Source organism: Actinomadura sp. NAK00032 (genome assembly GCF_013364275.1).
Lineage (GTDB): Bacteria > Actinomycetota > Actinomycetes > Streptosporangiales > Streptosporangiaceae > Spirillospora.
This window is the reverse complement of sequence record NZ_CP054932.1, coordinates 3,823,276-3,849,009: the sequence shown is the minus strand read 5'-3', so window position 1 is coordinate 3,849,009 and position 25,734 is coordinate 3,823,276. Positions and strand designations below refer to the sequence as shown.

Annotated in this window: 22 protein-coding genes; 9 read left to right on the top strand and 13 right to left on the bottom strand. The window is 73.8% G+C overall.

The features are described 5' to 3' along the window. Positions 1 to 21: 21 nt before the first annotated feature. Positions 22 to 1,590 (bottom strand): chromosome segregation ATPase, encoded by a 1,569-nt coding sequence (locus tag HUT06_RS17955; protein WP_254715241.1) that lies wholly within the window; start codon positions 1,588 to 1,590, stop codon positions 22 to 24. A gap of 27 nt (positions 1,591 to 1,617) precedes the next feature. Further along, positions 1,618 to 2,619: a prolyl aminopeptidase gene (gene pip / locus HUT06_RS17950; protein ID WP_217711768.1), complete on the bottom strand. Its 1,002-nt coding sequence runs from the start codon at positions 2,617 to 2,619 to the stop codon at positions 1,618 to 1,620. Between the two features lie 61 nt (positions 2,620 to 2,680). On the opposite strand from pip, the gene HUT06_RS17945 reads away from it, so the two are divergent. After that, a complete protein-coding gene (locus HUT06_RS17945) occupies positions 2,681 to 2,905 on the top strand; it encodes a hypothetical protein (RefSeq protein ID WP_176196794.1) in 225 nt (74 codons plus the stop codon). A 13-nt stretch (positions 2,906 to 2,918) separates the two neighbouring features. Here HUT06_RS17945 and hrpA read toward each other — a convergent pair whose 3' ends face one another. Beyond that, positions 2,919 to 6,854: an ATP-dependent RNA helicase HrpA gene (gene hrpA, locus HUT06_RS17940; protein ID WP_176196793.1), complete on the bottom strand. Its 3,936-nt coding sequence runs from the start codon at positions 6,852 to 6,854 to the stop codon at positions 2,919 to 2,921. Positions 6,855 to 7,064: 210 nt separating this feature from the next. Between hrpA and HUT06_RS17935 the strand changes: the two genes are divergently transcribed. Further along, complete coding sequence (locus HUT06_RS17935) at positions 7,065 to 8,474, top strand: serine/threonine-protein kinase (protein WP_254715240.1); 1,410 nt, start codon at positions 7,065 to 7,067, stop codon at positions 8,472 to 8,474. Positions 8,475 to 8,496: 22 nt separating this feature from the next. Here the strand turns inward: HUT06_RS17935 and HUT06_RS17930 are convergent, their stop codons facing one another. Together HUT06_RS17930 and HUT06_RS17925 are read right to left on the bottom strand one after the other, a co-directional pair. Next, positions 8,497 to 9,405 (bottom strand): SDR family oxidoreductase, encoded by a 909-nt coding sequence (locus HUT06_RS17930; protein ID WP_176196791.1) that lies wholly within the window; start codon positions 9,403 to 9,405, stop codon positions 8,497 to 8,499. Next, entirely contained in the window at positions 9,402 to 10,175 is a 774-nt protein-coding gene (locus HUT06_RS17925; protein WP_176196790.1) for an SDR family oxidoreductase, read from the bottom strand. Before HUT06_RS17925 ends, HUT06_RS17930 begins: the two co-directional genes overlap by 4 nt. Before the next feature lie 54 nt (positions 10,176 to 10,229). Here HUT06_RS17925 and HUT06_RS17920 point away from each other — a divergent pair, with 54 nt between their 5' ends. The 4 genes from HUT06_RS17920 to HUT06_RS17905 are packed head-to-tail and all read left to right on the top strand — an operon-like array spanning position 10,230 to position 13,678. Then, the gene (locus tag HUT06_RS17920) at positions 10,230 to 10,976 is read left to right on the top strand and encodes an enoyl-CoA hydratase family protein (protein WP_176196789.1); all 747 of its coding nucleotides are present in this window, start codon (positions 10,230 to 10,232) and stop codon (positions 10,974 to 10,976) included. A gap of 11 nt (positions 10,977 to 10,987) precedes the next feature. After that, complete coding sequence (locus HUT06_RS17915) at positions 10,988 to 11,836, top strand: CoA transferase subunit A (protein WP_138638550.1); 849 nt, start codon at positions 10,988 to 10,990, stop codon at positions 11,834 to 11,836. Then, on the top strand, positions 11,833 to 12,564 hold the full coding sequence (locus HUT06_RS17910; protein ID WP_176196788.1) for a CoA-transferase subunit beta: 732 nt from the start codon (positions 11,833 to 11,835) through the stop codon (positions 12,562 to 12,564). The genes HUT06_RS17915 and HUT06_RS17910 overlap by 4 nt, the downstream gene beginning before the upstream one ends. Before the next feature lie 52 nt (positions 12,565 to 12,616). After that, entirely contained in the window at positions 12,617 to 13,678 is a 1,062-nt protein-coding gene (locus HUT06_RS17905; protein ID WP_176196787.1) for a nitronate monooxygenase family protein, read from the top strand. Between the two features lie 83 nt (positions 13,679 to 13,761). On the opposite strand, the gene HUT06_RS17900 is transcribed toward HUT06_RS17905, so the two are convergent. The 6 genes from HUT06_RS17900 to HUT06_RS17875 all read right to left on the bottom strand — a co-directional run bounded on the left by HUT06_RS17900 (position 13,762) and on the right by HUT06_RS17875 (position 19,507). Continuing rightward, the gene (locus HUT06_RS17900; protein ID WP_176196786.1) at positions 13,762 to 14,742 is read right to left on the bottom strand and encodes a zinc-binding dehydrogenase; all 981 of its coding nucleotides are present in this window, start codon (positions 14,740 to 14,742) and stop codon (positions 13,762 to 13,764) included. Then, positions 14,742 to 15,752 carry an aldo/keto reductase gene (locus HUT06_RS17895; protein ID WP_176196785.1) on the bottom strand — a complete coding sequence of 337 codons (1,011 nt, stop codon included), beginning with the start codon at positions 15,750 to 15,752 and terminating at the stop codon, positions 14,742 to 14,744. Before HUT06_RS17895 ends, HUT06_RS17900 begins: the two co-directional genes overlap by 1 nt. Before the next feature lie 108 nt (positions 15,753 to 15,860). Beyond that, entirely contained in the window at positions 15,861 to 16,721 is an 861-nt protein-coding gene (locus tag HUT06_RS17890) for a helix-turn-helix transcriptional regulator (protein WP_176196784.1), read from the bottom strand. Positions 16,722 to 16,759: 38 nt separating this feature from the next. Next, a complete protein-coding gene (locus HUT06_RS17885; RefSeq protein ID WP_176196783.1) occupies positions 16,760 to 17,941 on the bottom strand; it encodes an acyl-CoA dehydrogenase family protein in 1,182 nt (393 codons plus the stop codon). 33 nt (positions 17,942 to 17,974) lie between these two features. Continuing rightward, positions 17,975 to 18,751 carry an enoyl-CoA hydratase/isomerase family protein gene (locus tag HUT06_RS17880; protein WP_176196782.1) on the bottom strand — a complete coding sequence of 259 codons (777 nt, stop codon included), beginning with the start codon at positions 18,749 to 18,751 and terminating at the stop codon, positions 17,975 to 17,977. Between the two features lie 60 nt (positions 18,752 to 18,811). Continuing rightward, positions 18,812 to 19,507, bottom strand: a complete 696-nt coding sequence (locus HUT06_RS17875; protein ID WP_176196781.1) for a GntR family transcriptional regulator — start codon at positions 19,505 to 19,507, stop codon at positions 18,812 to 18,814. A gap of 91 nt (positions 19,508 to 19,598) precedes the next feature. Here HUT06_RS17875 and HUT06_RS17870 point away from each other — a divergent pair, with 91 nt between their 5' ends. Beyond that, positions 19,599 to 20,750 carry an acyl-CoA dehydrogenase family protein gene (locus tag HUT06_RS17870; protein ID WP_176196780.1) on the top strand — a complete coding sequence of 384 codons (1,152 nt, stop codon included), beginning with the start codon at positions 19,599 to 19,601 and terminating at the stop codon, positions 20,748 to 20,750. 17 nt (positions 20,751 to 20,767) lie between these two features. Here HUT06_RS17870 and glpK (HUT06_RS17865) read toward each other — a convergent pair whose 3' ends face one another. Both glpK (HUT06_RS17865) and HUT06_RS17860 read right to left on the bottom strand, forming a co-directional pair. After that, the gene (gene glpK / locus HUT06_RS17865; RefSeq protein ID WP_176196779.1) at positions 20,768 to 22,294 is read right to left on the bottom strand and encodes a glycerol kinase GlpK; all 1,527 of its coding nucleotides are present in this window, start codon (positions 22,292 to 22,294) and stop codon (positions 20,768 to 20,770) included. Between the two features lie 36 nt (positions 22,295 to 22,330). Further along, positions 22,331 to 23,098 carry an IclR family transcriptional regulator gene (locus tag HUT06_RS17860; protein ID WP_176196778.1) on the bottom strand — a complete coding sequence of 256 codons (768 nt, stop codon included), beginning with the start codon at positions 23,096 to 23,098 and terminating at the stop codon, positions 22,331 to 22,333. Positions 23,099 to 23,343: 245 nt separating this feature from the next. Between HUT06_RS17860 and HUT06_RS17855 the strand changes: the two genes are divergently transcribed. After that, positions 23,344 to 24,180 carry an MIP/aquaporin family protein gene (locus HUT06_RS17855; protein WP_176196777.1) on the top strand — a complete coding sequence of 279 codons (837 nt, stop codon included), beginning with the start codon at positions 23,344 to 23,346 and terminating at the stop codon, positions 24,178 to 24,180. Positions 24,181 to 24,214: 34 nt separating this feature from the next. Next, the gene (gene glpK / locus HUT06_RS17850; protein WP_176196776.1) at positions 24,215 to 25,732 is read left to right on the top strand and encodes a glycerol kinase GlpK; all 1,518 of its coding nucleotides are present in this window, start codon (positions 24,215 to 24,217) and stop codon (positions 25,730 to 25,732) included. The last annotated feature ends 2 nt before the right edge of the window (positions 25,733 to 25,734 follow it).

Sequence of the window (25,734 nt, the reverse complement as noted above, 5' to 3'; positions counted from 1 at the left end):
TCCGCCCGGGCAGGGCCCGGTTCAGGGGCCGGCGAAGAGGGGGTCCTCGCGGTCGACGCCGTTCAGCGGGCGGCCGTGGTTCTGCGCGTCGGCGCCCGGCACCTGGTGGCCGCCGGTGCCCGAGCCCGGCGTCCCGTTCGGCGCGGGGGCCGGGTAGGGCAGCGGCGCGCCCAGCGGCGCCATGGCGCCGTTCGGCGCCGCATTGCCCGGCGTGCCGTTCGGGACCGGGCCGCCGATCGGGGGCGGGCCGGGCGGCAGGCCGGCGGGCTGCGCGCCGGGGCCGTTCGGAACGCCCTGCCCGTTCGGGACGCCCTGCCCGTTCGGGACCCCTTGGCCGTTCGGGGCGCCCGGCGGGGGCACCGGGGTGCCGCCGCCCGGCATCCGGCCGCCCGGCGGGACGCTGGACGACAGCGTGCCCTGGGTGAACTGGTCGACCTGGCGGCGGGCGCGGTCGGCCTCGGCGCGGGCGGCGTCGCGCTCCTCGGCGAGGGCGGTGAGCGCGGCCTGCTGGTCGGCGACCGACTGCGACAGCTGGCGCAGCTGCACGGCCTGCTCGTTGGTCCTGCCGGTCAGCTCGTCCCGCTCCGTCGCGGCGGCGGCGGCCTGGGCCTGCGCGGCGTCGCGCTCCTTGGCGGCCTCGTCGGCGCGCGCGTTGGCGCGGACGACCTCCGCCTCGGCCTCGGACTGCGCGCGCAGCGCGGTGGTGCGCTCGGCCTCGGCCTTGCTGGCGGCCTGCATGGCGCGCTGCCGCTGCGCCTCGGTGTCGCGCATGGCGTTGCGCAGGTCCTCGGCGCCCTGCTTGGCGACGGCGGCCTCCACCCGCTGCGCCTCGGCGGCGCCCTCGGCCTCGGCGAGCTTGGCGTGCAGGCCGACGAGCTCGGCCCGCGCCGCCTCCAGCGCGGCGAGCAGCTCGGTCTCGCGGGCGGCGACCCGGTCGCGCTCGCTCTCGGCGGCGAGCTTGGCCGTCACCGACTGCTGCGCGATCTGGTGCGCCTCCTCCCAGGCCTGCTGGGCGGCGTCGCGCTTGGCGGTCGCGAGCCTGGCCTCCTCGCGGGCGCGCCCGGCGTCCTGCTCGGCCGTCCCGGCGCGCTTGCGGGCGGTGGACGCCTCCTGCCACGCCTCCTCCGCCTTGCGCTGGGAGGCGTCCCGCTCGCTCTGCGCGATGGCGAGCTCGCGGGCGGCCTCGGCCCGCACCTCGGCGACCCGCCGCTCGACGCCGGCGACGCTCAGCTCGGAGGTCAGCGAGTCGGCGAGCAGGTCGGCGGCCTTCTCCAGCCGCTCGACCATCTCCCATGCCGACGCGACCTGCCCGGTGAGGCCGGGGGCGTCCCGGCCGCGGTCGCGGCGCTCGCGGGCCTCGCGGGCGCAGGCGCCCTCATTGTCCTGGCAGTACCGCACGGCGCGGACCGCGCCCACCGGCTGCGGGACGGGGCGTCCGCAGTTGGCGCACGGCCAGACCGCGACCGGGTCCCCCACGCGGGCGACCGCCGTCTCGGTGCTCTCCCCCGCGCCTTCGGAGACCGCGCCGCCCTGGGGAGCCGCGGCCGTCCCCTCGGGGCCGCTATTGTCGCGCTCTTCGCTGTTAGGCATGGAATGAACCATACGCACTGATGCAAGTCACCGCAGTGACTTGTGAGGCGGATGTGGGAGTGCCCACGTCGTCGAAAAGTGAGCGGCGAAGGCGTCGGTGGCCGTGATGAGGCGGTCGCGCGTGCCGGGCTCGCCGCCGCCGTGCCCGGCGTCCTCCACGATGTGGAACTCCGCCTCCGGCCAGGCGCGATGCAGATCCCACGCCTGGTCCAGGGGCGTCTTCATGTCGTAGCGGCCGTTGACGATCACCGCCGGGAGGTGCCGGATCCGGTCGACGCCGGCGAGCAGGCCCTCCGCCGGGAGGAAGCCGCCGCCCGCGATGTAGTGGTGCAGGATGCGGGCGAACGCCAGCACGATGCCGTCGTCCAGGTCCGGCGGCGGGACGGGCAGCAGTGTGTTCGCCGCCAGCTCCCAGTCCATCAGCGCGCGGGCGGCCGGCATGTGCACCGCCGGGTCGGGGTCGCCGAGGCGGCGGCCGTAGGCGGCGAGCAGGTCGTCCCGCTCGGCGGGCGGCATCGCGTCCCGGAACGCCGCCCACTCGGCCGGGAACAGGTGCGCCGCGCCGGTCGGGGTGAACGCCCACGCCTCGTCGGACGGGCGGATGAGCCAGACGCCGCGCAGCACGATCGCGGCGACCCGGTCCGGATGCGCCTGCGCGTAGGCGAGGGCGAGGGTGCTCCCCCAGCTCCCGCCGAACACGAGCCAGCGCTCGATGCCGAGGTGCTCGCGCAGCCGCTCGATGTCGGCGACCAGGTACGGCGTGGTGTTGCGCTCCAGCGAGACCGCGTGGTCGCCCGCGTGCGGGACGCTGCGGCCGCAGCCCCGCTGGTCGAACAGCACGACCCGGTACTTCGCGGGATCGAAGAACCGCCGGTTGTCGGGCAGCAGCCCGCCGCCGGGCCCGCCGTGCAGGAACACCGCGGGCGCGCCGTCCGGGTTCCCGCAGGTCTCCCAGTGGATCCGCTCGCCGTCGCCGACGTCGAGCAGCCCCGTCTCATACGGTTCTATCGGCGGATAGAACTCTCGCAACATGATGTCCCCCGGTCATACGCCGCGATTGATCATCTTTCGCGCAGACTACCCTCTCGGCATGACGCAGCCGAGGTGCACGCAGTGCGGGGCAGAAGACCTGGAGCCGGGCTTCATCGAGGACGCGGGCGACCATTCGCGCGGCTACGCGCGCTGGATCGCCGGGCCGCTGGAGCGCGGCGTCTTCGGGGGAGCCAGGCGGCTGGGGCGGCAGCGCTGGCAGATCGACGCCTGGCGGTGCCGGCAGTGCGGGCACCTGGAGCTGTGGGCCGCCACCCCCGTCTGAGCCGGCCCCTGAGCTAGAGCTGGGCCATCGCCTTGCGGATGCGCTTGTCGGAGACCGGGAAGCGCGTCCCGAGCTGCTGCGCGAAGAGGCTGACGCGCAGCTCCTCCAGCATCCACCGGATCTGCCGGGCGGGCTCCTCGTCGCGGCGGGACGGGTGCAGCCGCCGCAACGCCTGCTCGTACTCCTGCGCCAGGACGTCGGCCTGGTGCGCGAGCAGCCGGTCGCGCCCGGGGTTCTCGGGGAGCTTGTCGAGCCGGACCTGGAGCGCGCGCAGGTAGCGGGGCACGTCGGGCAGCCGCGCCCAGCCCGTCTCGGTGACGAAGCCGGGGTGGATCAGCGCCGCGAGCCGGCCGCGGATGTCGGTCAGCGCCGGGACGAGCGTGAGGCTCGCGGTGCCGCGCACCCGCCGGTCCACCTCGTGGGCCTCGGCGAGGATCCGCTCCACCAGGGCGACGACCTGCGCGGTCGCGTCGTGCAGGTCGGCGCGGACGCGGTCGTACAGGGCGCGGAAGCCGTCCTCGTCCCACGCGGGCCCGCCCGCCTCGGCGATCAGCCGGTCGGCGGCGGCGGTGACGCAGTCGTCGAACAGCGCCGCGACCGAGCCGTGCGGGTTGTGGCTCAGCGCGAGCTTGCCCTGGTTGGTCAGGCGGCTCTGGACGAGCTTCACCGGGGACGGCGCGTTCAGCAGGATCAGGCGGCGGGTGCCGAGCCACATGGCGCGGCGCTGCTCGGCCTCCGTCTCGTACATGCGGACGGCGACGCCGTCGCCCTCGTCGGTGAGCGCCGGGTACGCCTTGACGTCGTAGCCGTTCTGCTTGCGCTCGTAGGTGCGGGGCAGCTCCCCGATCGTCCACTCGGTGAGGCCGGAGCGCTCGACGGTGGACGCCGCCTTCGACAGCGTCCCGCGCACCTTACCGGCGAGGCGGCGCTTCAGCTCGTCGAGGTCGGTGCCCTCGCCGAGGGTGCGGCGCCTCTCGTCGACGACGCGGAAGGTGATGCGCAGGTGGGCGGGCAGCCGGGACGGGTCCCACGCCTCGCGGGCGACGGGCACGCTCGTCATCGCGGTCAGCTCGCGCTCCAGCGCGTCCAGCAGGGGCTCGGTGCGCGGCGCGACGCGGTCGAGGACCTTGCGGGCGTAGTCGGGCGCCGGGACGAAGTTGACCCGCAGCTGCTTCGGCAGCGACCGGATCAGCTCGGTCACCAGCTCCGTCCGCAGCCCCGGGACCTGCCATTCGAACCCGTCCGGGCGCACCTGGTTGAGCACCTGGACGGGGATGTGCACGGTGACGCCGTCGGCGTCGGTGCCGGGCTCGAACTGGTAGGTGAGGCGCAGCCGCAGCGGGCCCTGCTTCCACACGTCGGGGTAGTCGGCCTCGCTGACCCCGCCCGCGGTCTCGTTGATCAGCATCGACTTCTCGAACCCGAGCAGGTCGGGGTCGGTGCGCCGGGCCGCCTTCCACCAGGCGTCGAAGTGCCGCCCGGACACGACGTCCTCGGGGATCCGCGCGTCGTAGAAGTCGAAGAGGGTCTCGTCGTCGACGAGGATGTCGCGGCGCCGGGCGCGGTGCTCCAGCTCCTCCACCTCGTCCAGCAGGGCGCGGTTGTCGTGGAAGAACCGGTGGTGGGTGTCCCAGTCGCCCTCGACGAGCGCGTGCCGGATGAACAGCTCGCGCGACAGCGCCGGGTCGATGCGGCCGTAGTTGACGCGGCGGTCGGCGACGATCGGCACCCCGTAGAGGGTGACCTTCTCGTGCGCCATGACGGCCGCCTGCTTCTTCGACCAGTGCGGCTCGCTGTAGTTGCGCTTGACCAGGTGCTCGGCGAGCGGCTCGATCCAGTCCGGCTCGATCTTGGCGTTGACGCGCCCCCACAGCCGGGACGTCTCGACCAGCTCCGCCGACATCACCCAGCGCGGCGGCTTCTTGAACAGCGCCGACCCGGGGAACACGGCGAACTTCGCGCCGCGCGCGCCGAGGTACTCCTGGCCGCGGCGCTGCCTGCCGTCCTTCTTCTCGGCGTCGATCAGCCCGATGTGGGAGAGCAGGCCGGCGAGCAGCGAGGTGTGGACGCGGTCGGGCGGCGCGTCGGCGGTGTTGAGCGTGACGCCGAGCGCCTTGGCGACCTGCTTGAGCTGGCCGTGCAGGTCCTGCCATTCGCGGACGCGCAGGAAGTGCAGGAACTCGTTCTTGCACATGCGGCGGAACGCGCTGCCCGACAGCTCCTGCTGCCGCTCGCGCAGGTAGTTCCACAGGTTCAGGTAGGCCAGGAAGTCGGACGTCGGGTCGGCGAACCGGCGGTGCCTCTCGTCGGCGGCCTGCTGGTGCTCGGCCGGGCGCTCGCGCGGGTCCTGGATGGACAGCGCGGACGCGATGACCAAAACCTCCCGCACGCAGCCGTTCTTGTCGGCCTCCAGCACCATGCGGGCCAGCCGCGGGTCGACGGGCAGCTGGGCGAGGCGGCGGCCGAGCGGGGTGAGCCGCTTGCGCGGGTCCTTCTCGGCCGGGTCGACGGCGCCGAGCTCGTGCAGCAGGTCGACGCCGGCCTTGACGTTGCGGCGGTCCGGCGGCTCGACGAACGGGAACGCGGCGATGTCGCCGAGGCCGAGCGAGGTCATCTGCAGGATGACCGACGCGAGGTTGGTGCGCAGGATCTCCGGGTCGGTGAACTCGGGGCGGGACTCGAAGTCCTCCTCGGAGTACAGCCGGATGCAGACGCCCTCGGACACGCGCCCGCAGCGGCCCTTGCGCTGGTTCGCCGACGCCTGCGACACCGGCTCGATCGGGAGCCGCTGCACCTTCAGCCGGTGGCTGTAGCGGGAGATGCGGGCGGTGCCGGGGTCGACGACGTACTTGATGCCGGGGACGGTCAGCGACGTCTCGGCGACGTTGGTCGCGAGGACGACGCGCCGCCCGCGGTGCGGCTGGAACACCCGGTGCTGCTCGGCCGCGGACAGCCGCGCGTACAGCGGCAGCACCTCAGTGGCGCCCTTCCGCCGCGTGAAGTGCTTGGTCAGCGCGTCGGCGGTGTCGCGGATCTCCCGCTCGCCGCTGAGGAACACCAGCACGTCGCCGGGGGCCTCGCGGCCCAGCTCGTCGACCGCGTCCACGATCGCCTGGATCTGGTCGCGGTCGGGGTCGGCGGACGGGTCCTCGGGGTCGATGACGGGCCGGTAGCGCACCTCGACCGGATACGTGCGCCCCGACACCTCCACGATCGGCGCGTCCCCGAAGTGCGCGGAGAAGCGCTCGGGGTCGATGGTCGCCGAGGTGATGATCACCTTGAGGTCCGGCCGGCGGGGCAGGATCTCCTTGACGTAGCCGAGCAGGAAGTCGATGTTGAGGCTGCGCTCGTGCGCCTCGTCGATGATCAGGGTGTCGTACTGGCGGAGCAGCCGGTCGGTCTGGATCTCGGCGAGCAGGATGCCGTCGGTCATCAGCTTGACGAGCGTGTCGTCACTGGAGCGGTCGGTGAACCGCACCTTGTAGCCGACGGTGTCGCCGAGCTCGGTGCCGAGCTCGTCGGCGATGCGGTCGGCGACCGTCCGGGCGGCCAGCCTGCGCGGCTGGGTGTGCCCGATCGAGCCGAGCACGCCGCGGCCGAGCTCCAGGCAGATCTTGGGAATCTGGGTGGTCTTGCCGGACCCGGTCTCGCCCGCGACGATCACGACCTGGTGGTCGCGGACCGCGGCGAGGATGTCGTCCTTCTTCTGGGCCACCGGCAGCTCGGCCGGGTAGGTGATCGCGGGCACGGCGGCGCGGCGCCGCTCGACCCGCCGCGCGGCGGCCTCGACGTCGGCGGCGATCTCCTCGGCGACCTTCGCGCGGCGCGCGGCGTCCCGCATCTTCTGGACGCCGTCGATCCGGCGGCGCAGCCGGTGCTGGTCGCGGAGCATCAGCTCCGGCAGGCGCGCGCGCAGACCGGCGAGCGGCGATTTCACACTCGTCCCCATAACCATCGACAAGGATAGGGTTCCAGGCTCCCCGGCCTCGCTGACCCCACAACCTTCGCACCGTAGCCGGATCACCCCACGCTGGGCGATCCATTTTCCCGCCCGTACAACACCGCCGCCCGGAACCGCATTCCGGACGGGCACGCAGTGTCGTCATTCGTTTACGGAAAGTCTTCTCGCCGGGGGGCCGGGTCCGTCATCATGGGTGAAGTGGAACCCCCGACCACGGCGGGCCGCCACCGGATCGACCGCCTGCTCGGCTCGGGCGGGTTCGCCTCGGTCTGGCTCGGCCACGACCCGGACCTCGACGCGCCCGTCGCGATCAAGATCCTCGGCGAGCACTGGACGCTCCGCGCCGACGTGCGGGAGCGGTTCGTGCAGGAGGCGCGGCTGCTGCGCCGCGCCGACTCGCACCGGCTGGTGCAGGTCTTCGACATCGGCGAGCTGCCGGACGGGCGGCCCTACTTCGTGATGACCCACGCCGACCGGGGCACGCTCGCCGACCGGCTGGCCGGCGGCCCGCTCCCGGCGGACGAGGCGCTGCGCGCCGCGCGGGAGATCGCCCGCGGCGTGCAGGACCTGCACGACCTCGGCATCGTGCACCGCGACCTGAAGCCGTCCAACGTGCTGCTGCGGTCGGCGCCGGGCGGCGGCGAGCGGCTCATGATCGCCGACCTCGGGATCGCGCGCAGCGGCGACCACCTGTCCTGCCTGACGCTGCCGGCCGGCTCCCCCGGCTACATGGCCCCGGAGCAGGCGCAGGTCGACGGCGCCCCCGACCACCGCGCCGACGTCTACGGCCTCGGCGCGCTCACCCACCACCTGCTGACCGGGGAGCCGCCCGCGGTGCCGGCGCGGCCGCCGAGCGCGGCGCGGCCCGGCGTCCCGCCCGCCGTGGACGCGGTCGTGCTGCGCGCGCTGGACCCCGACCGCGAGCGGCGCTGGCCGTCGGCCGCCGGGTTCGGGGCCGCGCTCGCGGGTGCCGCCGCGACCGGGACCGGCGGCACCGCCACCGCCCCGGCCGGGCCGGGCGGGCGGCGCGTCCGGCACCGGTCGCTGGCCGCCGCGACCGCGCTGGCCGCCGTGGTGACCGCCGCCGCCGGGACCTACTGGGCGGTCGCCGGGCCGGCGGGCGGCGCGCACCACCGCCCGGCGGACCGGTGGCTGCGGGCCGGCTCCGACGTCCCCGGCCGGTACCGCGGCCTGATCGTCCAGGCGGGGACGTGGTGCCGGATGCCGGGGCTGAGCCCGGCGCTGATCGCGGCGATGCTGAAGGCGGAGAGCGGCTTCGACCCGCACCTGTCCGACCCGGCGAAGGACGAGTACGGCATCGCCCGCTGGACGCCGCGGGTCCTGGTGTTCTGGCAGCCGGGCGGGCTCGACAACCCCGAGCCCGCCCCGGGCCGGATCACGCCGGAGCTCTCGATCCCGGCGATGGGCCGCTTCCTGTGCTTCTGGGGCAAGGACTTGAAGAACGTGCCGGGCGACCCGGCGCTGAACCTCGCCGCCACCTACCGGACGTCGTCCAAGACGGTGGTGAAGGCGGGCGGTGTGCCCGCCAGGGTCAAGCCCTACACCGACCTGGTGCGCCGCTACATGGACGACTACCGGCCGCGCTGACGACGCGGCCGGCCGCGTCGGCTCAGCCGGCGCCGTAGACGGGCTCGGGCGCCGAGGCCTTGGCCAGGAGGTCCTTGACGACGTCGCCGACCTCGGCCGGGTCCCAGCGGGCGCCCTTGTCGGCCGTGGGGCCGTGCCGGAAGGCGTCCATCACGCAGATCTTGCCGCCCTCGGCCTCGAAGACCCGACCCGTGACGCCGCGGGACCCGGCGGAGCCGAGCCAGACGACGAGCGGCGAGACGTTCTCGGGGGCCATCGCGTCGAACTCGCCCTCGGCCGGGGCGGCCATCGTCTGCGCGAAGACCTCCTCGGTCATCCGGGTGCGGGCGGCGGGCGCGATCGCGTTGACGGCCACGCCGTAGCGGCCCATCTCGGCGGAGGCGACGAGGGTCAGCCCGACGATGCCGGCCTTGGCGGCGGAGTAGTTGCCCTGGCCGACGCTGCCGAGCAGCCCGGCGCCGGAGGAGGTGTTGATCACACGGGCGTCGACGTCGCGGCCCGCCTTGCTCTCGGCCCGCCAGTACCGGCCGGCGTGCTTGAGCGGCAGGAAGTGGCCCTTGAGGTGGACGCGCATGACGGCGTCCCACTCGTCCTCGCCCAGGTTGACGAGCATGCGGTCGCGCAGGAACCCGGCGTTGTTGACGAGGGTGTCCAGCCGCCCGAACGCGTCGACCGCGGTCGCGACCAGGGCGGCGGCGCCCGCGTCGGTGGCGATGTCGTCGGTGCTGGCGACGGCCTTGCCGCCGAGCGCCTCGATCTCCTGGACGACGTCGTGCGCGGGGCCCCCGGACGCGTCGCCGGTGCCGTCCCGCGCGACGCCGAGGTCGTTCACGACGACGAGGGCGCCCTGGCGGGCGAACTCCAGCGCGTGGGCGCGGCCGAGCCCGCGGCCGGCACCGGTGACGGCGACCACCCGGTCCTTGCAGATCATCGTGATTCCTCCTTGTTCACGGTGGCGGCGTCCAGGAAGGCGGGGCGCTCTCCCCCGCCGTGGACCTGCATCGACGCGCCGGTGACGTAGGACGCGAGGTCCGAGGCCAGGAACGCGCAGGCGGCGCCGATGTCGTAGGGGTCGGCGAGGCGGCCCATCGGGACGGTCCCGGCCACGGCCGCGACGCCGTCCTCGTCCCCGTAGTGCAGGTGGGAGAGTTCGGTGCGGACCATCCCGAGGATCAGCGTGTTGACCCGGATGTGCGGCGCCCACTCGACGGCGAGCGACGTGGTGAGGCTGTGCAGGCCGGCCTTGGCGGCGCCGTAGGCGGCGGTGCCGGGCGACGGCCGCACCCCGCTCACGCTGCCGATGTTGATGACCGAGCCGCCGCCCCGCTCCATGATCTTCGGCTGCAGCGCCCGCGCCATGATCAGCGCCGAGGTCAGGTTCAGCTCGATGATCTTGACGTGGGTGCGCAGGCTCCCGTCGGCGACCGGCAGGTAGGGCGCGCCGCCCGCGTTGTTGACCAGCACGTCGACGCCGTCGAGGCCGTCGGCGAACGCCTGCACGGCGTCGGGGTCGCGCACGTCCAGCGAGACGAACCGCGCCGTCCGGCCGCCCGCCGCGGGCAGCGCCTCGGGTTCGCGCCTGGCGACCGCGACGACGTCGGCGCCCGCCTCCAGCAGGGCGCGGCTGATCCCGGCGCCGACCCCGCGCACGCCCCCCGTGACCACGGCGGTCCGGCCGCCCAGGTCGAGCGTCAGTGACATTCCGCCTCCTCTGCTACCTTCTGTTCTAACAAATGTTTGGTGGAAAGGTAGCGCATGGGAGTCTCCACCACGACCCTGGACGGGGTCGCCGAGATCGTCGTGGACGCGCCGCCGGTCAACGCACTGACCGTCGCGGGCTGGTACGAGCTGGCCGACGCGGTGCTCGCCGCGGGCCGCGACCCCGAGGTCGGCGCGGTCGTGCTCCGGGCCGCGGGCCGGGGCTTCAACGCGGGCGTCGACATCAAGGAGATGCAGAGCACCGAGGGCCACGGCGCCCTCGTCGGCGCGAACCGCGGCTGCTACGCCGCCTTCGCCGCCGTGTACGACTGCGAGGTCCCGGTCGTCGCCGCGGTCCACGGCTTCTGCCTGGGCGGCGGGGTCGGCCTCGCGGGCAACGCCGACATCGTCGTCGCCTCGCAGGACGCCTACTTCGGGCTGCCGGAGGTGGACCGGGGCGCCCTCGGCGCCGCGACCCACCTGGCCCGGCTCGTCCCGCAGCACCTGATGCGCGCGATGGTCTACACGTGCCGCAACGTCACGGCGGCGGAGCTGCACCACCACGGCTCGGTGCTGGAGGTCGTCCCGGCGGACGAGCTGCGCGCCAAGGCCCTGGAGGTCGCCGCGAACATCGCCGCCAAGGACCGGTACGTCATCCGGCGCGCCAAGGAGTCGCTGAACGGCATCGACCCGGTCGACGTCAAGCGCAGCTACCGCTACGAGCAGGGCTTCACTTTCGAGTTGAACCTCGTCGGCGCGGGCGACGAGCACCGTGACGCCTTCGTCGCGAAGGGGGCCAAGTGAGTTCCAAGGTGATGTCGGCCGACGAGGTCGCCGCGTCGCTGGAGAGCGGCATGACCGTCGGGATCGGCGGCTGGGGGTCGCGGCGCAAGCCGATGGCGCTCGTCCGGGCGATCCTGCGCTCCCCCGTCACCGACCTGACGGTCGTGAGCTACGGCGGCCCGGACGTCGGCCTGCTGTGCGCGGCCGGGAAGGTCCGGCGGCTGGTCACGGCGTTCGTGACGATGGACTCGGTCCCGCTGGAGCCGCACTTCCGGCAGGCGCGCCAGACGGGCGCGATCGAGCTGACCGAGTACGACGAGGGCATGTTCCTGTTCGGGCTGTACGCGGCGGCGCACCGGCTGCCGTTCCTGCCGACCCCCGTCGGGCTCGGCTCGGACGTGATGAAGGTCAACCCGGAGCTGAAGACGGTCCGGTCGCCCTACGACGACGCGACCGAGCTGGTCGCCGTCCCGGCCCTGACGATGGACGTCGCGCTCGTCCACATGAACCGCGCCGACGCGCGCGGCAACGCCCAGTACCTCGGCCCCGACCCGTACATGGACGACCTGTTCGCCAAGGCGGCCGGCCGCACCTATGTGTCGTGCGAGCGCCTGGTCGACACGGCCGACTTCGCCAAGGAGGGGCCGGTCCAGTCGATGTTGATCAGCCGGTCGCACGTGGCGGGCGTGGTGGAGACCCCGAACGGGGCGCACTTCACCGACTGCGTGCCCGACTTCGGGCGGGACGAGAAGTTCCAGAAGCTCTACGCGCAGTCCGCGGCCGACCCGGAGAAGTGGGCCGAGTTCAGCGCGCGGTTCCTGTCCGGCGACGAGGCCGCCTACCAGGACGCCGTCCGGACCTGGCGGGAGGAGTCCCGATGAGTGATGTGACGCGCGCGGAGGTGTGCGCCGCGGCGTGCGCCGACCTGTTCCGCGGCGACGGGGAGATCGTCGCGGCGGCGGTGGCGGGATTCGTGCCGATGCTGGGGTCCCGGCTGGCGCGGGCCACCTTCGAGCCCGACCTGCTGACGACCGACGGCGGGCCGTCGCTCAGCGCCGAGCCCGTCCCGCTCGGCCGGTCGGCGGAGACCGTCGAGGGCTGGCTGCCGTTCCGCGACCACCTGTGGCTGGTCCTGAACGGCCGCCGGCACGTGGTGATGGGGCCGAGCCAGATCGACGCGCACGGCAACACCAACATCTCGTGCATCGGCGACTGGGAGCGGCCGTCCCGGCAGCTCCTCGGGGTGCGCGGCGGGCCCGGCAACACGCTGCTGAACACCACGAGCTACTGGGTGCCCAAGCACTCGACCCGCGTGTTCACCGAGAAGGTCGACATGGTGAGCGGCGTCGGCTGGGACCGGGGCGCGCACGAGATCCGCGCGGTCGTGACCAACCTCGCCGTCCTCGACTTCGACACCCCGGACCGGCGGATGCGGCTGCGCTCGGTCCACCCGGGCGTGAGCGTCGCCGACGTGACCGCCGCCACCGGCTTCGAGTTGGCCGTCCCCGGCGAGGTGCCCGAGACGCGGCTGCCGGACGAGGCCGAGCTGCGGATCATGCGTGAAGTGCTGGATCCGAAGGGGTTGCGCGAGCGAGAGGTTCCGGCATGAGCGAAGCGAACCGGGGGGTGCGGGGGGTCGCCCCCCGCAGGAGGTGGGCCTGATGGAGCAGGTGCTCGACACCCCGCTGACCCGGCTGGCCGGCGTGCGGCACCCGGTCGTCCAGACCGGCATGGGATGGGTGGCCGGGCCGCGACTCGTCACCGCCGTCGCGAACGCGGGCGGGCTCGGGATCCTGGCCTCGGCGACGATGACCCTCGACCAGCTCGCCGACGCGATCCACGAGGTCAAGGACCGCACGGACGCCCCGTTCGGGGTCAACCTGCGGGCCGACGCCGGCGACGCGGGCGACCGCATCGACCTGCTGATCAAGGAGGGTGTGAAGGTCGCCTCGTTCGCGCTCGCCCCCAAGCGGGAGCTGATCGCCAAGCTGAAGGACGCCGGGCTCGTGGTGATCCCGTCCGTCGGCGCGCGGCGGCACGCGGAGAAGGTCGCGGGCTGGGGCGCGGACGCCGTGCTCGTCCAGGGCGGCGAGGGCGGCGGCCACACCGGCGCCGTCGCCACCACGCTGCTGCTGCCGCAGGTCGTGGACGCGGTCGACATCCCGGTCATCGCGGCCGGCGGCTTCTTCGACGGGCGCGGCCTCGCCGCCGCGCTCGCCTACGGGGCGGCGGGCGTCGCGATGGGCACCCGGTTCCTGCTGACGTCCGACAGCTCGGTGCCCGACGAGGTCAAGCAGGTCTACCTGCGGACCGGCGAGACCGTCGTGACGCGGCAGGTGGACGGCATGCCGCACCGCGTGCTGCGCAGCGAGCTGGTCGACACGCTGGAGAGGTCCGGCCGGGTCGGCGGGCTCGTCCGGGCGGTGCGCAACGGCGCCCGGTTCAAGAAACTGTCCGGGATGTCGTGGCGGGAGATGCTCGCCGACGGCAAGGCGATGAAGCACGGCAAGGACCTGTCCTGGTCGCAGGTGCTGATGGCCGCGAACACGCCGATGCTGCTGAAGGCGGCCATGGTGGACGGCCGCCCCGACCTCGGCGTGATGGCCTCGGGCCAGGTCGTCGGCGTCATCGACGACCTGCCCACCTGCGGTCAGTTGATCGACGGCATCGTGCGGCAGGCCGCCGCGGCGATCACCGCCCAGCAGTCCCTTCTGGTGCGCTAGCCGCGCCAGGCCGCGCGGCACGGCCGCCGGTCCCCCGCGGAACTCGTCCTCGGGGCCGATCCGGCGGCCGTGCCCGGTGGGGTTCAACCGCGCACGGCGAGGACGAGCTTCCCGGTCGTGGCGCCCGACTCGATGCGCTCGTGCGCCTCGGCGGCCCGCTCCAGGGGCAGTTCCTCGACCTGGACGCGCAGGCCGCCGGAGGCCGCGGCGGCCACCGCGCGGCGCAGGGCGCGGCCCGCCTCGGCCGGGGCGATCCCCGCGAACGCGGCGAGGTTGAAGCCCGACACGGTCCTGTTGGTGAACCACAGCTCGTTCGCCGGGACGCCGACGTCGTCCGCGCCGGAGGCGTTGCCCATCACCACCATCCGGCCCATCGGGGCGAGTGCGTCGAGGCTCGCGCGGCGGGCCGGGCCGCCGACCATGTCCACCACGATGTCGAAGCCGCGGCCGCCGGTGAGGCCCTCGACCTCGCCCGCCAGGTCGGCGCGGAGCACGACGTCGTCGTAGCCGAACCCGCGCGCCGCCTCGATCTTGGCCGGGCCGCCGACGGTGCCGGCCACCCGGCCCGCGCCGAGCAGCCGGGCGGCCTGGCCGAGCTGGCTGCCGACGCCCCCGGCCGCCGCGTGCACCAGGACGCTCTCGCCCGGCTCGATGCGCGCGACGCGGTCCAGGACGAGGAACGCGGTGGTGCCGTTGGACGGGACGGCCGCCGCGACGTCCAGCCCGAGGTCCAGGCCGTCGAGCGGCGCGACGAGATCGGCCGAGGTCACCGCGACCTCGGCGTAGCCGCCGCCGTCCACGATCGTGAGGGCGGCGACGGGCTGGCCCCTGCGCAGTCCATCGACGTCCGGCCCGACCTCGCGGACGCGGCCGGACACCTCGATGCCGGGGACGAACGGCAGCGGCACGTCGACGACGCCCCGCCGGTACAGGACCTCGGCGAAGTTCACCCCGGCGTACGCGACGTCGATGGACACCTGGCCCGGCCCCGGCTCGGGGACCTTCACCTCGGCCGGGCGCAGGACGTCCGCGCCGCCGAACTCGGGGATCGTGACGGCGCGCATCAGTACCGCTCCCCCACGGCCGCGGGGATCCCGTCCAGCTCAGCCAGGTCGGTCCCGGTGAGGTCGAGACCGGCGGCGCCGGCGTTGTCGTGCAGGTACCGCTGCTTCTTGGTGCCGGGGATCGGGATGACGTGGTCGCCCTGCGCGAGCGTCCAGGCGATCGCCACCTGCGCCGGGGTGGCGCCGTGCCGGGCGGCGACGGCCTTGACCACGTCCACGATGCGCATGTTGGCCTGGAGTGCGTCCTCCTGGAAGCGCGGGTTGCCGGACCGGAAGTCGGTGCCCTCGAAGTCGGCCGAGGTGACCGTCCCGGTGAGGAACCCGCGGCCGAGCGGGGAGAACGGCACGAACGCGGCCCCGTTGGCGGCGCACCAGCCGACCACGTCGCCCGCTCCCCCGCCGGCGCCGGCCGTGTCGCCCGGCACGGTGGCCGCGCTGCCGCCGGGCACACCCAACGCGTCGCGCGTCCACAGCGACAGCTCCGACTGGACCGCCGCGACCGGGTGGATCGCGTGCGCCTCGGCGGCCTGCGCGACGCTGACCTCCGACAGCCCCAGCCTGCGGACCTTGCCCTCGGCGACCAGTTCGGCCATCGCCCCCCAGGTCTCGGCGAGCGGCACGTCCGGGTCGACCCGGTGCAGGTAGTACAGGTCGATCACGTCGGTGCCGAGGCGGCGCAGGCTGTCCTCGGCGGACCCCTTGACGAACGCGGGGCTGCCGTCCCGGACGATGCCGAGGGGGGCCGGCGGCGCCACGTCCAGGCCCGTCTTCGTGGCGACGACCGCCTCGTCCCGGCGGCCCTTCAGCGCGCGCCCGACGAGGGACTCGTTGTGGCCGGCGCCGTAGCGCTGCGCGGTGTCCAGGAACGTCACGCCGAGGTCGAGCGCCTCCCGGATCAGCGCGGCCGACGCCTCGTCGTCCCGCTCAGACGCGGTGTAGGCCCAGCTCATCCCCATGCACCCGAGCCCGACGGCGCCCACCGGCGTGCCCGCGAAATCACGCGTCCTCATGATTCGTCCTCCTTGGTTCTCGCTACGGGGACGATCCTGCTGGGCGCGGGCGGAGAGCGGCAGACTCCAATGAACCTGGGTGTGGCACCACCACCCTGGAGGGGTGGGTCAGCCGGCGGCGGGCAGCGCCCGGTGGGCCATCAGGCGTTCGAGGCGCTCCTGCGTGCCGGTGCCGGGCATCGGGTTGTGCAGCACCAGGTGGTGGCCCGGACGGTCGGCGAGCGGCAGCATCGTCCCCTCGAAGACCAGCTCGCCCGCGTCGGGATGGTCGATCCCCTTGACCGCCCGGGGCGGCGCGCTCACCTCGTGGCGGGGCCACAGCTCGGCGAACTCGGGGCTGGCGGCCAGCATGTCGGCGATGAGCCGGTCGAAGCCGGGATCGTCGGGGTAGCGGGCGGCGTCCGCGCGGAACCGGGCGACGACGTCGGGCGCGGCGGCGGTCCAGTGCGTGTACATCGACCGGTAGCGGGCGTTGGTGAAGAACGTCACCAGGCAGTTGCGGTCGGTGTCGCCGTAGCCGAACACCGCGCGGGCGGCGTCGTTGATGGCGAGGAAGTTCCAGTGCCGGTCGCGGATGTAGGCGGGGCGCGGCGACCAGGCGTCCAGCACCCGCTGCAGCTCCGGCGTGACCGGGACGGCCGGGCCGGCCTCCGCCCGCGGCGGGTTCAGGCCGGCGAGCAGGTACAGGTGCTCGCGCTCGGCCGCGTCCAGCCGCAGCGCGCGGCCGACCGCGTCGAGGACGTCGCCGGAGACCTTGATGTCGCGGCCCTGCTCGAGCCACGTGTACCAGGACACCCCGACCCCGGCGAGGACGGCGACCTCCTCGCGGCGCAGGCCCGGCGTGCGGCGCCGGCCGGCGTCGGGCATGCCGACGTCGGCGGGGGTGAGGCGGGCGCGGCGGGTCCGCAGGAAGTCGCGCAGCTCGTCGCGGCGGCGTCCGGGGGCGGCGGCGGGGGTCGGGCTGGCCATGCCGCCACGATATCCGCCGCCCCCGTCCGGCCGGGCGGTCAGCCCGCGCCGTCCAGCAGCCGGCGGCCGATGATCATCTTCTGGATGTCGGCGGTGCCCTCGCCGATCAGCAGCATCGGCGCCTCCCGGTAGAGCCGCTCGATCTCGAACTCCTTGGAGTAGGCGTAGCCGCCGTGGATGCGGAACGCGTCCTCGACGACCTCCTTGCAGTACTCGCTCGCCAGGTACTTCGCCATGCCCGCCTCCAGGTCGTTGCGCTCGCCGGAGTCCTTGCGCCGCGCCGCCATGACCATCATCTGGTGCGCGGCCTCGACCTTGGTGGCCATCTCGGCGAGGCGGAACAGCACGGCCTGGTGCTCGGCGATGGGCCGGCCGAACGTCTCGCGCCGCCGCGCGTAGTCCAGGGCCAGCTCGTAGGCCCGCTTGGCGACGCCGCAGCCGCGCGCCGCGACGTTGACGCGGCCGACCTCGACGCCGTCCATCATCTGGTAGAAGCCGCGGCCGGGCGCGCCGCCGAGGATCTGGGCGGCGGGGACGCGGTACCCGTCGAAGAGCAGCTCGGTGGTGTCGACGCCCTTGTAGCCCATCTTGTCGATCTTGCCCGGGACGGTCAGGCCGGGCGCGACCTCGCCGAAGCCGGGGGTCTTGTCGATGAGGAACGTCGTCATGCCGCGGTGGCCGGCGGAGGGGTCGGTCTTGACCAGCGTGGCGACGAGGTTGGCGGAGCCGCCGTTGGTCAGCCGCATCTTCTGGCCGTCGATCACGTAGTCGGCGCCGTCGGGGACGGCGCGGGTGGTGATGGCGGAGACGTCGGAGCCGCAGCCGGGCTCCGACATCGAGAACGCGCCCCGGACCTCGCCGGTCGCCATCCTCGGCAGGTAGTGCGCCCGCTGCTCGGCGGTGCCGTGGTGGGCGATCATCCAGGCGACGATGAAGTGGGTGTTGACGATGCCGGACACGCTCATCCAGCCGCGCGACAGCTCCTCCACGACCAGCGCGTACGTCAGCAGCGACGCGCCGAGCCCGCCGTGCTCCTCGCCGATCATCAGGCCGAACAGCCCGAGGTCCTTCATGCCGTCGACGATCGCCTGCGGGTACTCGTCGGCGTGCTCCAGGGCGGTGGCGACCGGGAGGATCTCCCGGTCGACGAACGCGCGGACGGTCGCGACGATCTCCCGCTGCTCGTCCGACAGCCCGTGCGTCTGCTGCAGCCTGCTCATCCGTGCTCCCTTTCTGGCGGCCCTCGAAGCGCTCTAGCGGCCCTCGAAGCGGGGCGGGCGGCGCGCGGCGAACGCGGCGCGGCCCTCGGCGAAGTCGGCGCTGCCGAACAGCGCGGTCTGCTCCGCCAGCTCGGCCTCCAGCAGCCCGTCCGGGCCGAGGTCGGTGCGGGCCAGCAGCCGCTTGGCGGCGGCGATGGAGAGCGGGGCGAGGGCGGCGGCCTCGGCGGCCAGGGCGAGCGCGGCGTCCAGGGCCCCGCCGGGCGGCGCGAGGGAGTCGGCGAGGCCGATCTCGTGGGCGCGCGGCGCGGGGACGGTCCGCCCGAAGACGAGCATCTCCTTGGCGCGGCCCACGCCGACCCGGCGCGGGAGCGTCCAGAGCAGGCCGCCGTCGGCGACGAGGCCGACCTTGCCGAACGCGGCGACGAACCGGGCGTCCTCGGCGGCGACCACGTGGTCGCAGACGGCGGCGAGGGACACCCCGAGCCCGGCGGCGGCGCCCTCGACGGCCGCGATCACCGGCGTGCCGCACGTCGCGATCAGCCGGACGGCCTCGTGCAGGGGGGCGAGCCGGGCCCGGACGTCCTGCGGCGCGGCGCCCTCCATCGACCGGACGTCGCCGCCCGCCGAGAACGTCCCGCCGGCGCCGGTCAGCACGATCGCCCGGACGGCCGGGTCGCCGGCGGCGCGCCGCAGCTCCGCCAGGAGCCGCTCGCGCGTCGGGAGGTCGACCGCGTTGCGCGCCTCCGGCCGGTTCAGCGTGAGCACGCGCGCCGCGTCGCGCTCGGTGACCGTGACCACCTGGTCGTCCATCCGCCCTCCCGGAAATTTTTTACACGATACGCGCCCTGGCGGGGCCGGATCCGGGCGCCCTCACTCCGGCTCGGCCGGCCAGAAGCCCCGCGCCTCCAGGTGCACGACCAGCAGCGTGCCCGCGTGCCGGATGTGGGCGCGCATCGCCTGCCGCGCCGCCTCGGCGTCCCCGGCGCGCAGCGCGGCCAGGACGAGCCGGTGGTCGTCGACCGACGCCCGCGTCCAGCCCTCGATGCCGGCGTAGAAGCGGCGCGGCGCGTACCGGACCACGGTCCGCAGCAGCCACGCCGTCTTCGGCGACTCCGCGCGCAGGTTGATCAGCCGGTGGAACTGGTGGTTGGCGCGCTCGACGCCCGCCGGGTCGCCGGCCGCGAACGCCTCCTCCAGCAGCGCCTGCGTCCGGTCGAGGGCGTCCAGGTCGGACGCGGCCGCCCGGCCGGCGGCGCGGGCGGCCAGCTCGCCGGCGAAGTACGCCTGCGCCTCGAACAGGTCCTGCACGTCCTGGCGGGTGAGCGGCGCCGGCATGAACCCGCGGCGCGGCTCCAGCGTGACGAAGCCCTCGCCGCGCAGCGACAGCAGGGCCTCCCGGACCGGGGTGACGCTGATCCCGAGGTCCTCGGCGATCCGCTCCAGCCGGAGGAACTCGCCGTGCCGGACCTGGCCCGACATGATCAGGTCGCGGACGTGCGCGGCCACCTCGTCGCTCAGCTGGCGGCGCCGGCCGAGGGCCGGGCCGCCGGATCCGGCAGCGGTCATCGTCCCCCCTGACGCCTACGGTATTTTCACATCAAATATATGAGAGATCGCCCCCGTGCGGGAGTCCGCGCGGGAGGAGGGTGGAGCCGCCGTGTTCACGCTCAGTGACGAGGAGCGCGCCATCGTCGAGGTCGTCGCGGACTTCGTCGACCGGGAGGTCCGCCCGGTCGCCCGGGACCTGGAGCACGCGGGCGCGTACCCCGAGCGCCTCATCGACCGGATGAAGGAGCTCGGCGTCTACGGCCTCGCCGTGCCCGCGCCCTACGGCGACGTCGCCGTCTCCAAGGCGTGCTACGCGCTCGTCACCGAGGAGCTGGCGCGCGGCTGGATGACCCTGGCCGGCGCGTTCGGCGGGCACACGGTCGTCTCGCACCTGCTCGCGGTGTTCGGCACCGAGGAGCAGAAGGCCCGCTACCTGCCGCGGATGGCGACGGGCGAGCTGCGCGCCACGATGGCGCTGACCGAGCCGTCCGGCGGCTCGGACCTGCAGGCGATGAGCACGGCCGCGCGGCGGGACGGCGACCGGTACGTCGTCGACGGCGCCAAGATGTGGATCACCAACGCCCGGATGTCGGGGCTCATCGCGCTGCTGTGCAAGACCGACCCGGACGCGTCCCCGCGCCACCGGGGCATCAGCATCCTGCTGGTGGAGAAGGGCCCCGGCCTGACCGTCTCCCGCGACCTGCCGAAGCTCGGCTACAAGGGCGTGGAGAGCTGCGAGCTGGCCTTCGACGGCTACGAGGCGCCCCTCGACGCGCTGCTCGGCGGCGAGGAGGGACGCGGTTTCGCCCAGATGATGCGGGGCCTCGAAGTGGGCCGCATCCAGGTCGCGGCGCGCGCGCTGGGCGTCGGCCGCGCCGCCCTGGAGGACTCCCTCCGCTACGCCCAGCAGCGCGAGGCGTTCGGCAAGCCGATCTGGCGGCACCAGTCGATCGGGAACTACCTCGCCGACATGGCCACCCAGCTGCGGGCCGCGCGGCTGCTCACCCTCGACGCCGCCCGGCGCCTGGACGCGGGCGAGCGCTGCGACATGGAGGCGGGCATGGCCAAGCTCTACGCGTCCGAGGCCGCGATGCAGATCGCGCTGAACGCCGTCCGCATCCACGGCGCGGCGGGCTACTCCACCGAGTTCGACGTCGAGCGCTACTTCCGCGACGCCCCGCTGATGATCGTCGGCGAGGGGACGAACGAGATCCAGCGCAACGTCATCGTCAAGCAGCTGATCGAGCGCAACCGGATCTGAGACGCGGGGCACCGGCGTCACGGCGCGGTCGCGGGGTCCTCGCCGGCGCGGATCCAGCCGAACGTGCGCTCCACGGCCCGCCTCCAGTTGTCGTACTCGGCGGCGCGCCGCGCCGGCTCCATCGCTGGGACCCAGCGGGCGGCCCGGTGCCAGTTGCGGCGCAGCCCTTCGAGGCCCGCCCAGTAGCCGACGGCGAGCCCGGCGGCGTAGGCGGCGCCGAGCGACACCGTCTCGACCACCATCGGCCGCTCCACGGGCACGTTCAGCACGTCCGCGACCATCTGCATGACGAGGTTGTCGGACGTCATGCCGCCGTCGGCCTTCAGCTCCTTCAGGCCGAGCCCCGAGTCGGCGTTCATCGCGTCCACGACCTCACGGGTCTGCCAGCCGGTCGCCTCCAGCACCGCCCGCGCCAGGTGCCCCTTGGTGATGTAGGACGTGAGGCCGACGATGATGCCGCGCGCCTCGCTGCGCCAGTGCGGCGCGAACAGCCCGGAGAAGGCGGGGACGATGTAGCAGCCGCCGTTGTCGTCGACCGTCCGGGCCAGGGTCTCGATCTCCGGCGCGGTGGTGATCAGCCCGAGGCCGTCCCGGAACCACTGGACGAGCGCGCCGGTGATCGCGATCGAGCCCTCCAGCGCGTACACGGCGGGCTCGTCGCCGATCTTGTAGCCGACGGTGGTGAGCAGCCCGTTCGCGGACTTCACCGGCGTGGTACCGGTGTTCATCAGCAGGAACGCGCCCGTCCCGTAGGTGCACTTGGTCTCGCCCGGGGAGAAGCACGTCTGCCCGAACAGCGCGGCCTGCTGGTCGCCGAGGGCGGCGCCGATCAGCACCCCGGGGAACACGCGGCGGGCCGTCCCGTAGGTCTCGGTGGAGGACCTGATCTCCGGCAGCATCGCGGCCGGCACGCCGAAGAAGTCGAGCAGGCCGGCGTCCCAGGTCAGGGTGCGCAGGTCCATCAGCAGGGTGCGGCCCGCGTTGGTCACGTCGGTGACGTGCACGCCGCCGTCGACGCCGCCGCTGAGGTTCCAGATCAGCCAGCTCTCCATCGTGCCGAACAGGACCTCACCGCGTTCGGCGCGCTCGCGCAGGCCGGGCGTGTGGTCGAGCAGCCAGCGGATGCGCGGCGCGGAGAAGTAGGCGGCCAGCGGCAGCCCGCTGCGCTCGGTGACCATCGCGGCGCCGGGGGCGCGGGCCAGTTCGTCCACCAGGGCGCCGGTGCGGGTGTCCTGCCAGACGATGGCGCGGCCGATCGGGACGCCGGTCAGCCGGTCCCACAGGACGGTCGTCTCGCGCTGGTTGGCGATCCCGACCGCCGCGACCTGGTTCGCGGTCACCCCCGCCTGGGCGAGCGCCTCGGGGGCGATCCGCTCCAGGTTGCGCCAGATCTCCATCGGGTCGTGCTCGACCCAGCCGGGCCTCGGGAAGTGCTGCCGGTGCTCGCGCTGCGCCACCGACACCAGCCGCCCGCCGTGGTCGAACAGGATGCACCGCGTCGAGGTGGTGCCCTGGTCGATCGACATCACGTAGCGCTCGGTCACGGCCTGCCCCCTCCCCCCGGGCGCGCCGCCGGGGCGTCACCAGCGCGAGCCGCCGAGATCGCGGGAGACGGCGCGGGCCGCGTCCCGCACGTACCCGACCAGCCGCGGCTCGGGGACGCGCCGGGCGTCGCAGATCCGCTCGACCGCGCCGGAGATGCCGATGGCCCCGACCACCAGCCCCCCGTACCCGCGGATCGGCGCGGCGATGCCCGCCTCGCCGATCGACAGCTCCTCGGTCTCGGCGGCCCAGCCGTTCTCCCGCACCCGGGTGGCGGCCCGTGCGAGTTCGCGCGGATCGGTGATGGTGCGCCGGCAGTAGGACTCCAGGACGGTGTCGCGGATGGACGCGGCCGCGTTGGCGTCGTGGGCGAGCAGCGCCTTGCCGAGGGCGGTGGCGTGCAGCGGCAGCAGCGAGCCGACGTCCATGGCCTGGAGGGTGTCGTCGGGGCGGAACACGTGGTGGACGACCAGGACCCTGCCCTCCAGCAGGGTCCCGATGCGGACGGCCTCGCCGCTGCGCGAGGCGAGCGCGTCGGCCCAGTTGATGGCGCGGGACCGCAGCTCGTTGACGTCCAGGTAGCTGGTGCCGAGATGCAGCAGGGCGGCGCCGAGCTGGTACTTGCCGCTGCCGCCGTCCTGCTCGACGAAGCCGACGCGCTCCAGGGTGCGCAGGATGCCGTGCGCGGTGCCGCGGGCGAGCCCGAGCGAGCTGGCGACCTCACCGACGCCGAGCCGTCCCGAACTGGCGGCGAGCAGCCGCAGGATCGCGGCGGCGCGCTCGATCGACTGCACGGGTCCGGGCACGAATCCCAGGATAGTTCTCTCGGCTTGGTGCCGACAATGTCGGCGCCTGTCGTGATTGTCGTCCCGTACGGTCCGAACTGCCCGGATTCTGTGATCTCGTGCACAGACTGGAGGGTAACCGGCGCCGGGCAGCGGGGAAAGTGTTCGACATTGTCGGCAGCCTCCCGTTGTCCGGGTCTCCTCCGCGACTTACCGTCTGGCCAGCCTCACGGGGCTCGCGTCCACCCCACTGCCGAGGAGTGCCCATGACGGAACGCACCGCGGAACGACCGAGAATCCCCTCGCTCGCCGGTGAGCTCGCGGCCGAGTTCGCCGGCACCATGATCCTCATCCTGTTCGGCGTCGGCGTCGTCGCGCAGGTCGCCGGCGCCGGCATCGGCGACCACGACAGCATCGCCTGGGCCTGGGGGCTCGGCGTCACGCTCGGCGTCTACGTCGCCGCGCGCATCAGCGGCGCCCACCTCAACCCCGCCGTCACCATCGGGCTCGCCGCGTTCAGGGAGTTCGCCTGGCGCAAGACGGCGCCCTACATCGCCGCGCAGACGGCGGGCGCGTTCATCGCGGCGCTGCTCGTCCGCTGGAACTACAGCGAGGTGCTCGCCAAGGTCGACCCCGGCCACACCATCAAGACGCAGGGCGTCTTCTCCACCCTGCCCGGCAACGGCACGCTCCCGGTCGGCACCTGGGGCGCGTTCCGCGACCAGGTCATCGGCACCGCGATCCTGCTGTTCGTGATCAAGGCGCTGACCGACATCCGGAACTCGCCGCCGCTGGCCAACCTGGCCCCGTTCCTGATCGGCCTGCTGGTGGTGGCGATCGGGATGGCGTTCGGCACCGACGCGGGCTACGCGATCAACCCGGCCCGCGACTTCGGCCCCCGGCTCGCCTCGTTCCTGACCGGCTACGGCGGCGCGTGGCGGGACCAGTACGGCGACCTGTACTTCTGGGTCCCGATCGTCGCCCCGCTGATCGGCGGCGTCCTCGGCGTCGGGCTCTACAAGGTGCTGATCGGGCGGTTCCTGCCCGCCGAGGAGCCCGCCCAGGACATCGCGAAGCCCGAACCGCAGTACGAGACGGCCTGACCGTCCCGCACCCTCATCCCAGGAGACCGCACGCATGGCCGACTTCGTCGGAGCCCTCGACCAGGGCACGACCAGCACCCGTTTCATGATCTTCGACCACGGCGGGAACGAGATCGCCCGCCACCAGCTGGAGCACGAGCAGATCCTGCCGCGGGCGGGCTGGGTGGAGCACAACCCGACCGAGATCTGGGAGCGGACCCGCGCCGTCGTCCAGACCACGCTGAACAAGGCGAACCTCGGCCACGCCGACCTGGCCGCGTTCGGCATCACCAACCAGCGCGAGACGACCGTGGTGTGGAACCGGCGGACCGGCCGCCCGTACTACAACGCGATCGTCTGGCAGGACACCCGGACCGACCGCATCGCCGCCGCCCTGGAGCGCGACGGCAAGGGCGACGTCATCCGGCGGAAGGCCGGGCTGCCGCCGGCCACGTACTTCTCCGGCGGGAAGATCCAGTGGATCCTGGAGAACGTCGACGGCGTCCGCGAGGCCGCCGAGGCGGGCGACGCGGTCTTCGGCACGACCGACACCTGGGTGCTGTGGAACCTGACCGGCGGGACGGACGGCGGCGTCCACGTCACCGACCCGACCAACGCCAGCCGCACCATGCTGATGGACCTGGAGACCCTCGACTGGGACGACGAGCTCCTGTCGTTCTTCGGCGTCCCCCGCTCGATGCTGCCGGAGATCAAACCGTCCTCGGCGCCCGCCGGCTACGGGGTCACCCGCCCGAACGGTCCTCTCGGCGGCGAGGTCCGGCTGACCGCCGCCCTGGGCGACCAGCAGGCCGCGACGGTCGGGCAGGTGTGCTTCGCGCCCGGCGAGGCCAAGAACACCTACGGCACCGGCAACTTCCTGCTGCTCAACACCGGTGAGGAACTCGTCCGCTCCAAGAGCGGCCTGCTGACGACCGTCTGCTACCAGTTCGGGGCCGAGAAGCCGGTCTACGCGCTGGAGGGGTCGATCGCGGTGACCGGGTCGGCCGTGCAGTGGCTGCGCGACCAGCTCGGCATCATCTCCGGCGCCGCGCAGAGCGAGTCCCTGGCCCGGCAGGTCGACGACAACGGCGGCGTCTACTTCGTCCCCGCCTTCTCCGGCCTGTTCGCCCCCTACTGGCGCTCGGACGCACGCGGCGCCATCGTCGGCCTGTCCCGCTTCAACACCAACGCCCACGTCGCCCGCGCCACGCTCGAAGCCATCTGCTACCAGTCCAGGGACGTGGTGGAGGCGATGCGGGAGGACTCCGGCGTCGCCCTGGACGTCCTGAAGGTGGACGGCGGCGTCACCGCCAACGAGCTGTGCATGCAACTGCAGGCCGACATCCTCGGCGTCCCGGTCTCCCGTCCCGTCGTCGCCGAGACCACCGCCCTCGGCGCCGCCTACGCCGCCGGCCTCGCCGTCGGCTTCTGGAACACCACCGACGAACTCCGCCAGAACTGGAACGAGGACAAGCGCTGGCACCCCACCTGGGACGACGACCAGCGCCAGACCGGCTACGCCGGCTGGAAGAAGGCCGTCACCCGCACCTTCGACTGGGTCGACATCGACTGACC

Excerpts from the sequence above, each read along its gene's own strand:
- HUT06_RS17945 (WP_176196794.1), top strand. The coding sequence starts at position 2,681 with ATGACGCAGCCGAGGTGCACGCAGTGCGGGGCAGAAGACCTGGAGCCG.
- HUT06_RS17930 (WP_176196791.1), bottom strand. The coding sequence starts at position 9,405 with ATGATCTGCAAGGACCGGGTGGTCGCCGTCACCGGTGCCGGCCGCGGG.
- HUT06_RS17925 (WP_176196790.1), bottom strand. The coding sequence starts at position 10,175 with ATGTCACTGACGCTCGACCTGGGCGGCCGGACCGCCGTGGTCACGGGG.
- HUT06_RS17910 (WP_176196788.1), top strand. The coding sequence starts at position 11,833 with ATGAGTGATGTGACGCGCGCGGAGGTGTGCGCCGCGGCGTGCGCCGAC.
- HUT06_RS17885 (WP_176196783.1), bottom strand. The coding sequence starts at position 17,941 with ATGAGCAGGCTGCAGCAGACGCACGGGCTGTCGGACGAGCAGCGGGAG.
- HUT06_RS17920 (WP_176196789.1), top strand. The coding sequence starts at position 10,230 with ATGGGAGTCTCCACCACGACCCTGGACGGGGTCGCCGAGATCGTCGTG.
- HUT06_RS17890 (WP_176196784.1), bottom strand. The coding sequence starts at position 16,721 with ATGGCCAGCCCGACCCCCGCCGCCGCCCCCGGACGCCGCCGCGACGAG.
- HUT06_RS17915 (WP_138638550.1), top strand. The coding sequence starts at position 10,988 with ATGTCGGCCGACGAGGTCGCCGCGTCGCTGGAGAGCGGCATGACCGTC.
- HUT06_RS17905 (WP_176196787.1), top strand. The coding sequence starts at position 12,617 with ATGGAGCAGGTGCTCGACACCCCGCTGACCCGGCTGGCCGGCGTGCGG.
- glpK (WP_176196776.1), top strand. The coding sequence starts at position 24,215 with ATGGCCGACTTCGTCGGAGCCCTCGACCAGGGCACGACCAGCACCCGT.
- HUT06_RS17900 (WP_176196786.1), bottom strand. The coding sequence starts at position 14,742 with ATGCGCGCCGTCACGATCCCCGAGTTCGGCGGCGCGGACGTCCTGCGC.
- HUT06_RS17855 (WP_176196777.1), top strand. The coding sequence starts at position 23,344 with ATGACGGAACGCACCGCGGAACGACCGAGAATCCCCTCGCTCGCCGGT.
- hrpA (WP_176196793.1), bottom strand. The coding sequence starts at position 6,854 with ATGGGGACGAGTGTGAAATCGCCGCTCGCCGGTCTGCGCGCGCGCCTG.
- HUT06_RS17880 (WP_176196782.1), bottom strand. The coding sequence starts at position 18,751 with ATGGACGACCAGGTGGTCACGGTCACCGAGCGCGACGCGGCGCGCGTG.
- HUT06_RS17875 (WP_176196781.1), bottom strand. The coding sequence starts at position 19,507 with ATGACCGCTGCCGGATCCGGCGGCCCGGCCCTCGGCCGGCGCCGCCAG.
- HUT06_RS17955 (WP_254715241.1), bottom strand. The coding sequence starts at position 1,590 with ATGCCTAACAGCGAAGAGCGCGACAATAGCGGCCCCGAGGGGACGGCC.
- HUT06_RS17895 (WP_176196785.1), bottom strand. The coding sequence starts at position 15,752 with ATGAGGACGCGTGATTTCGCGGGCACGCCGGTGGGCGCCGTCGGGCTC.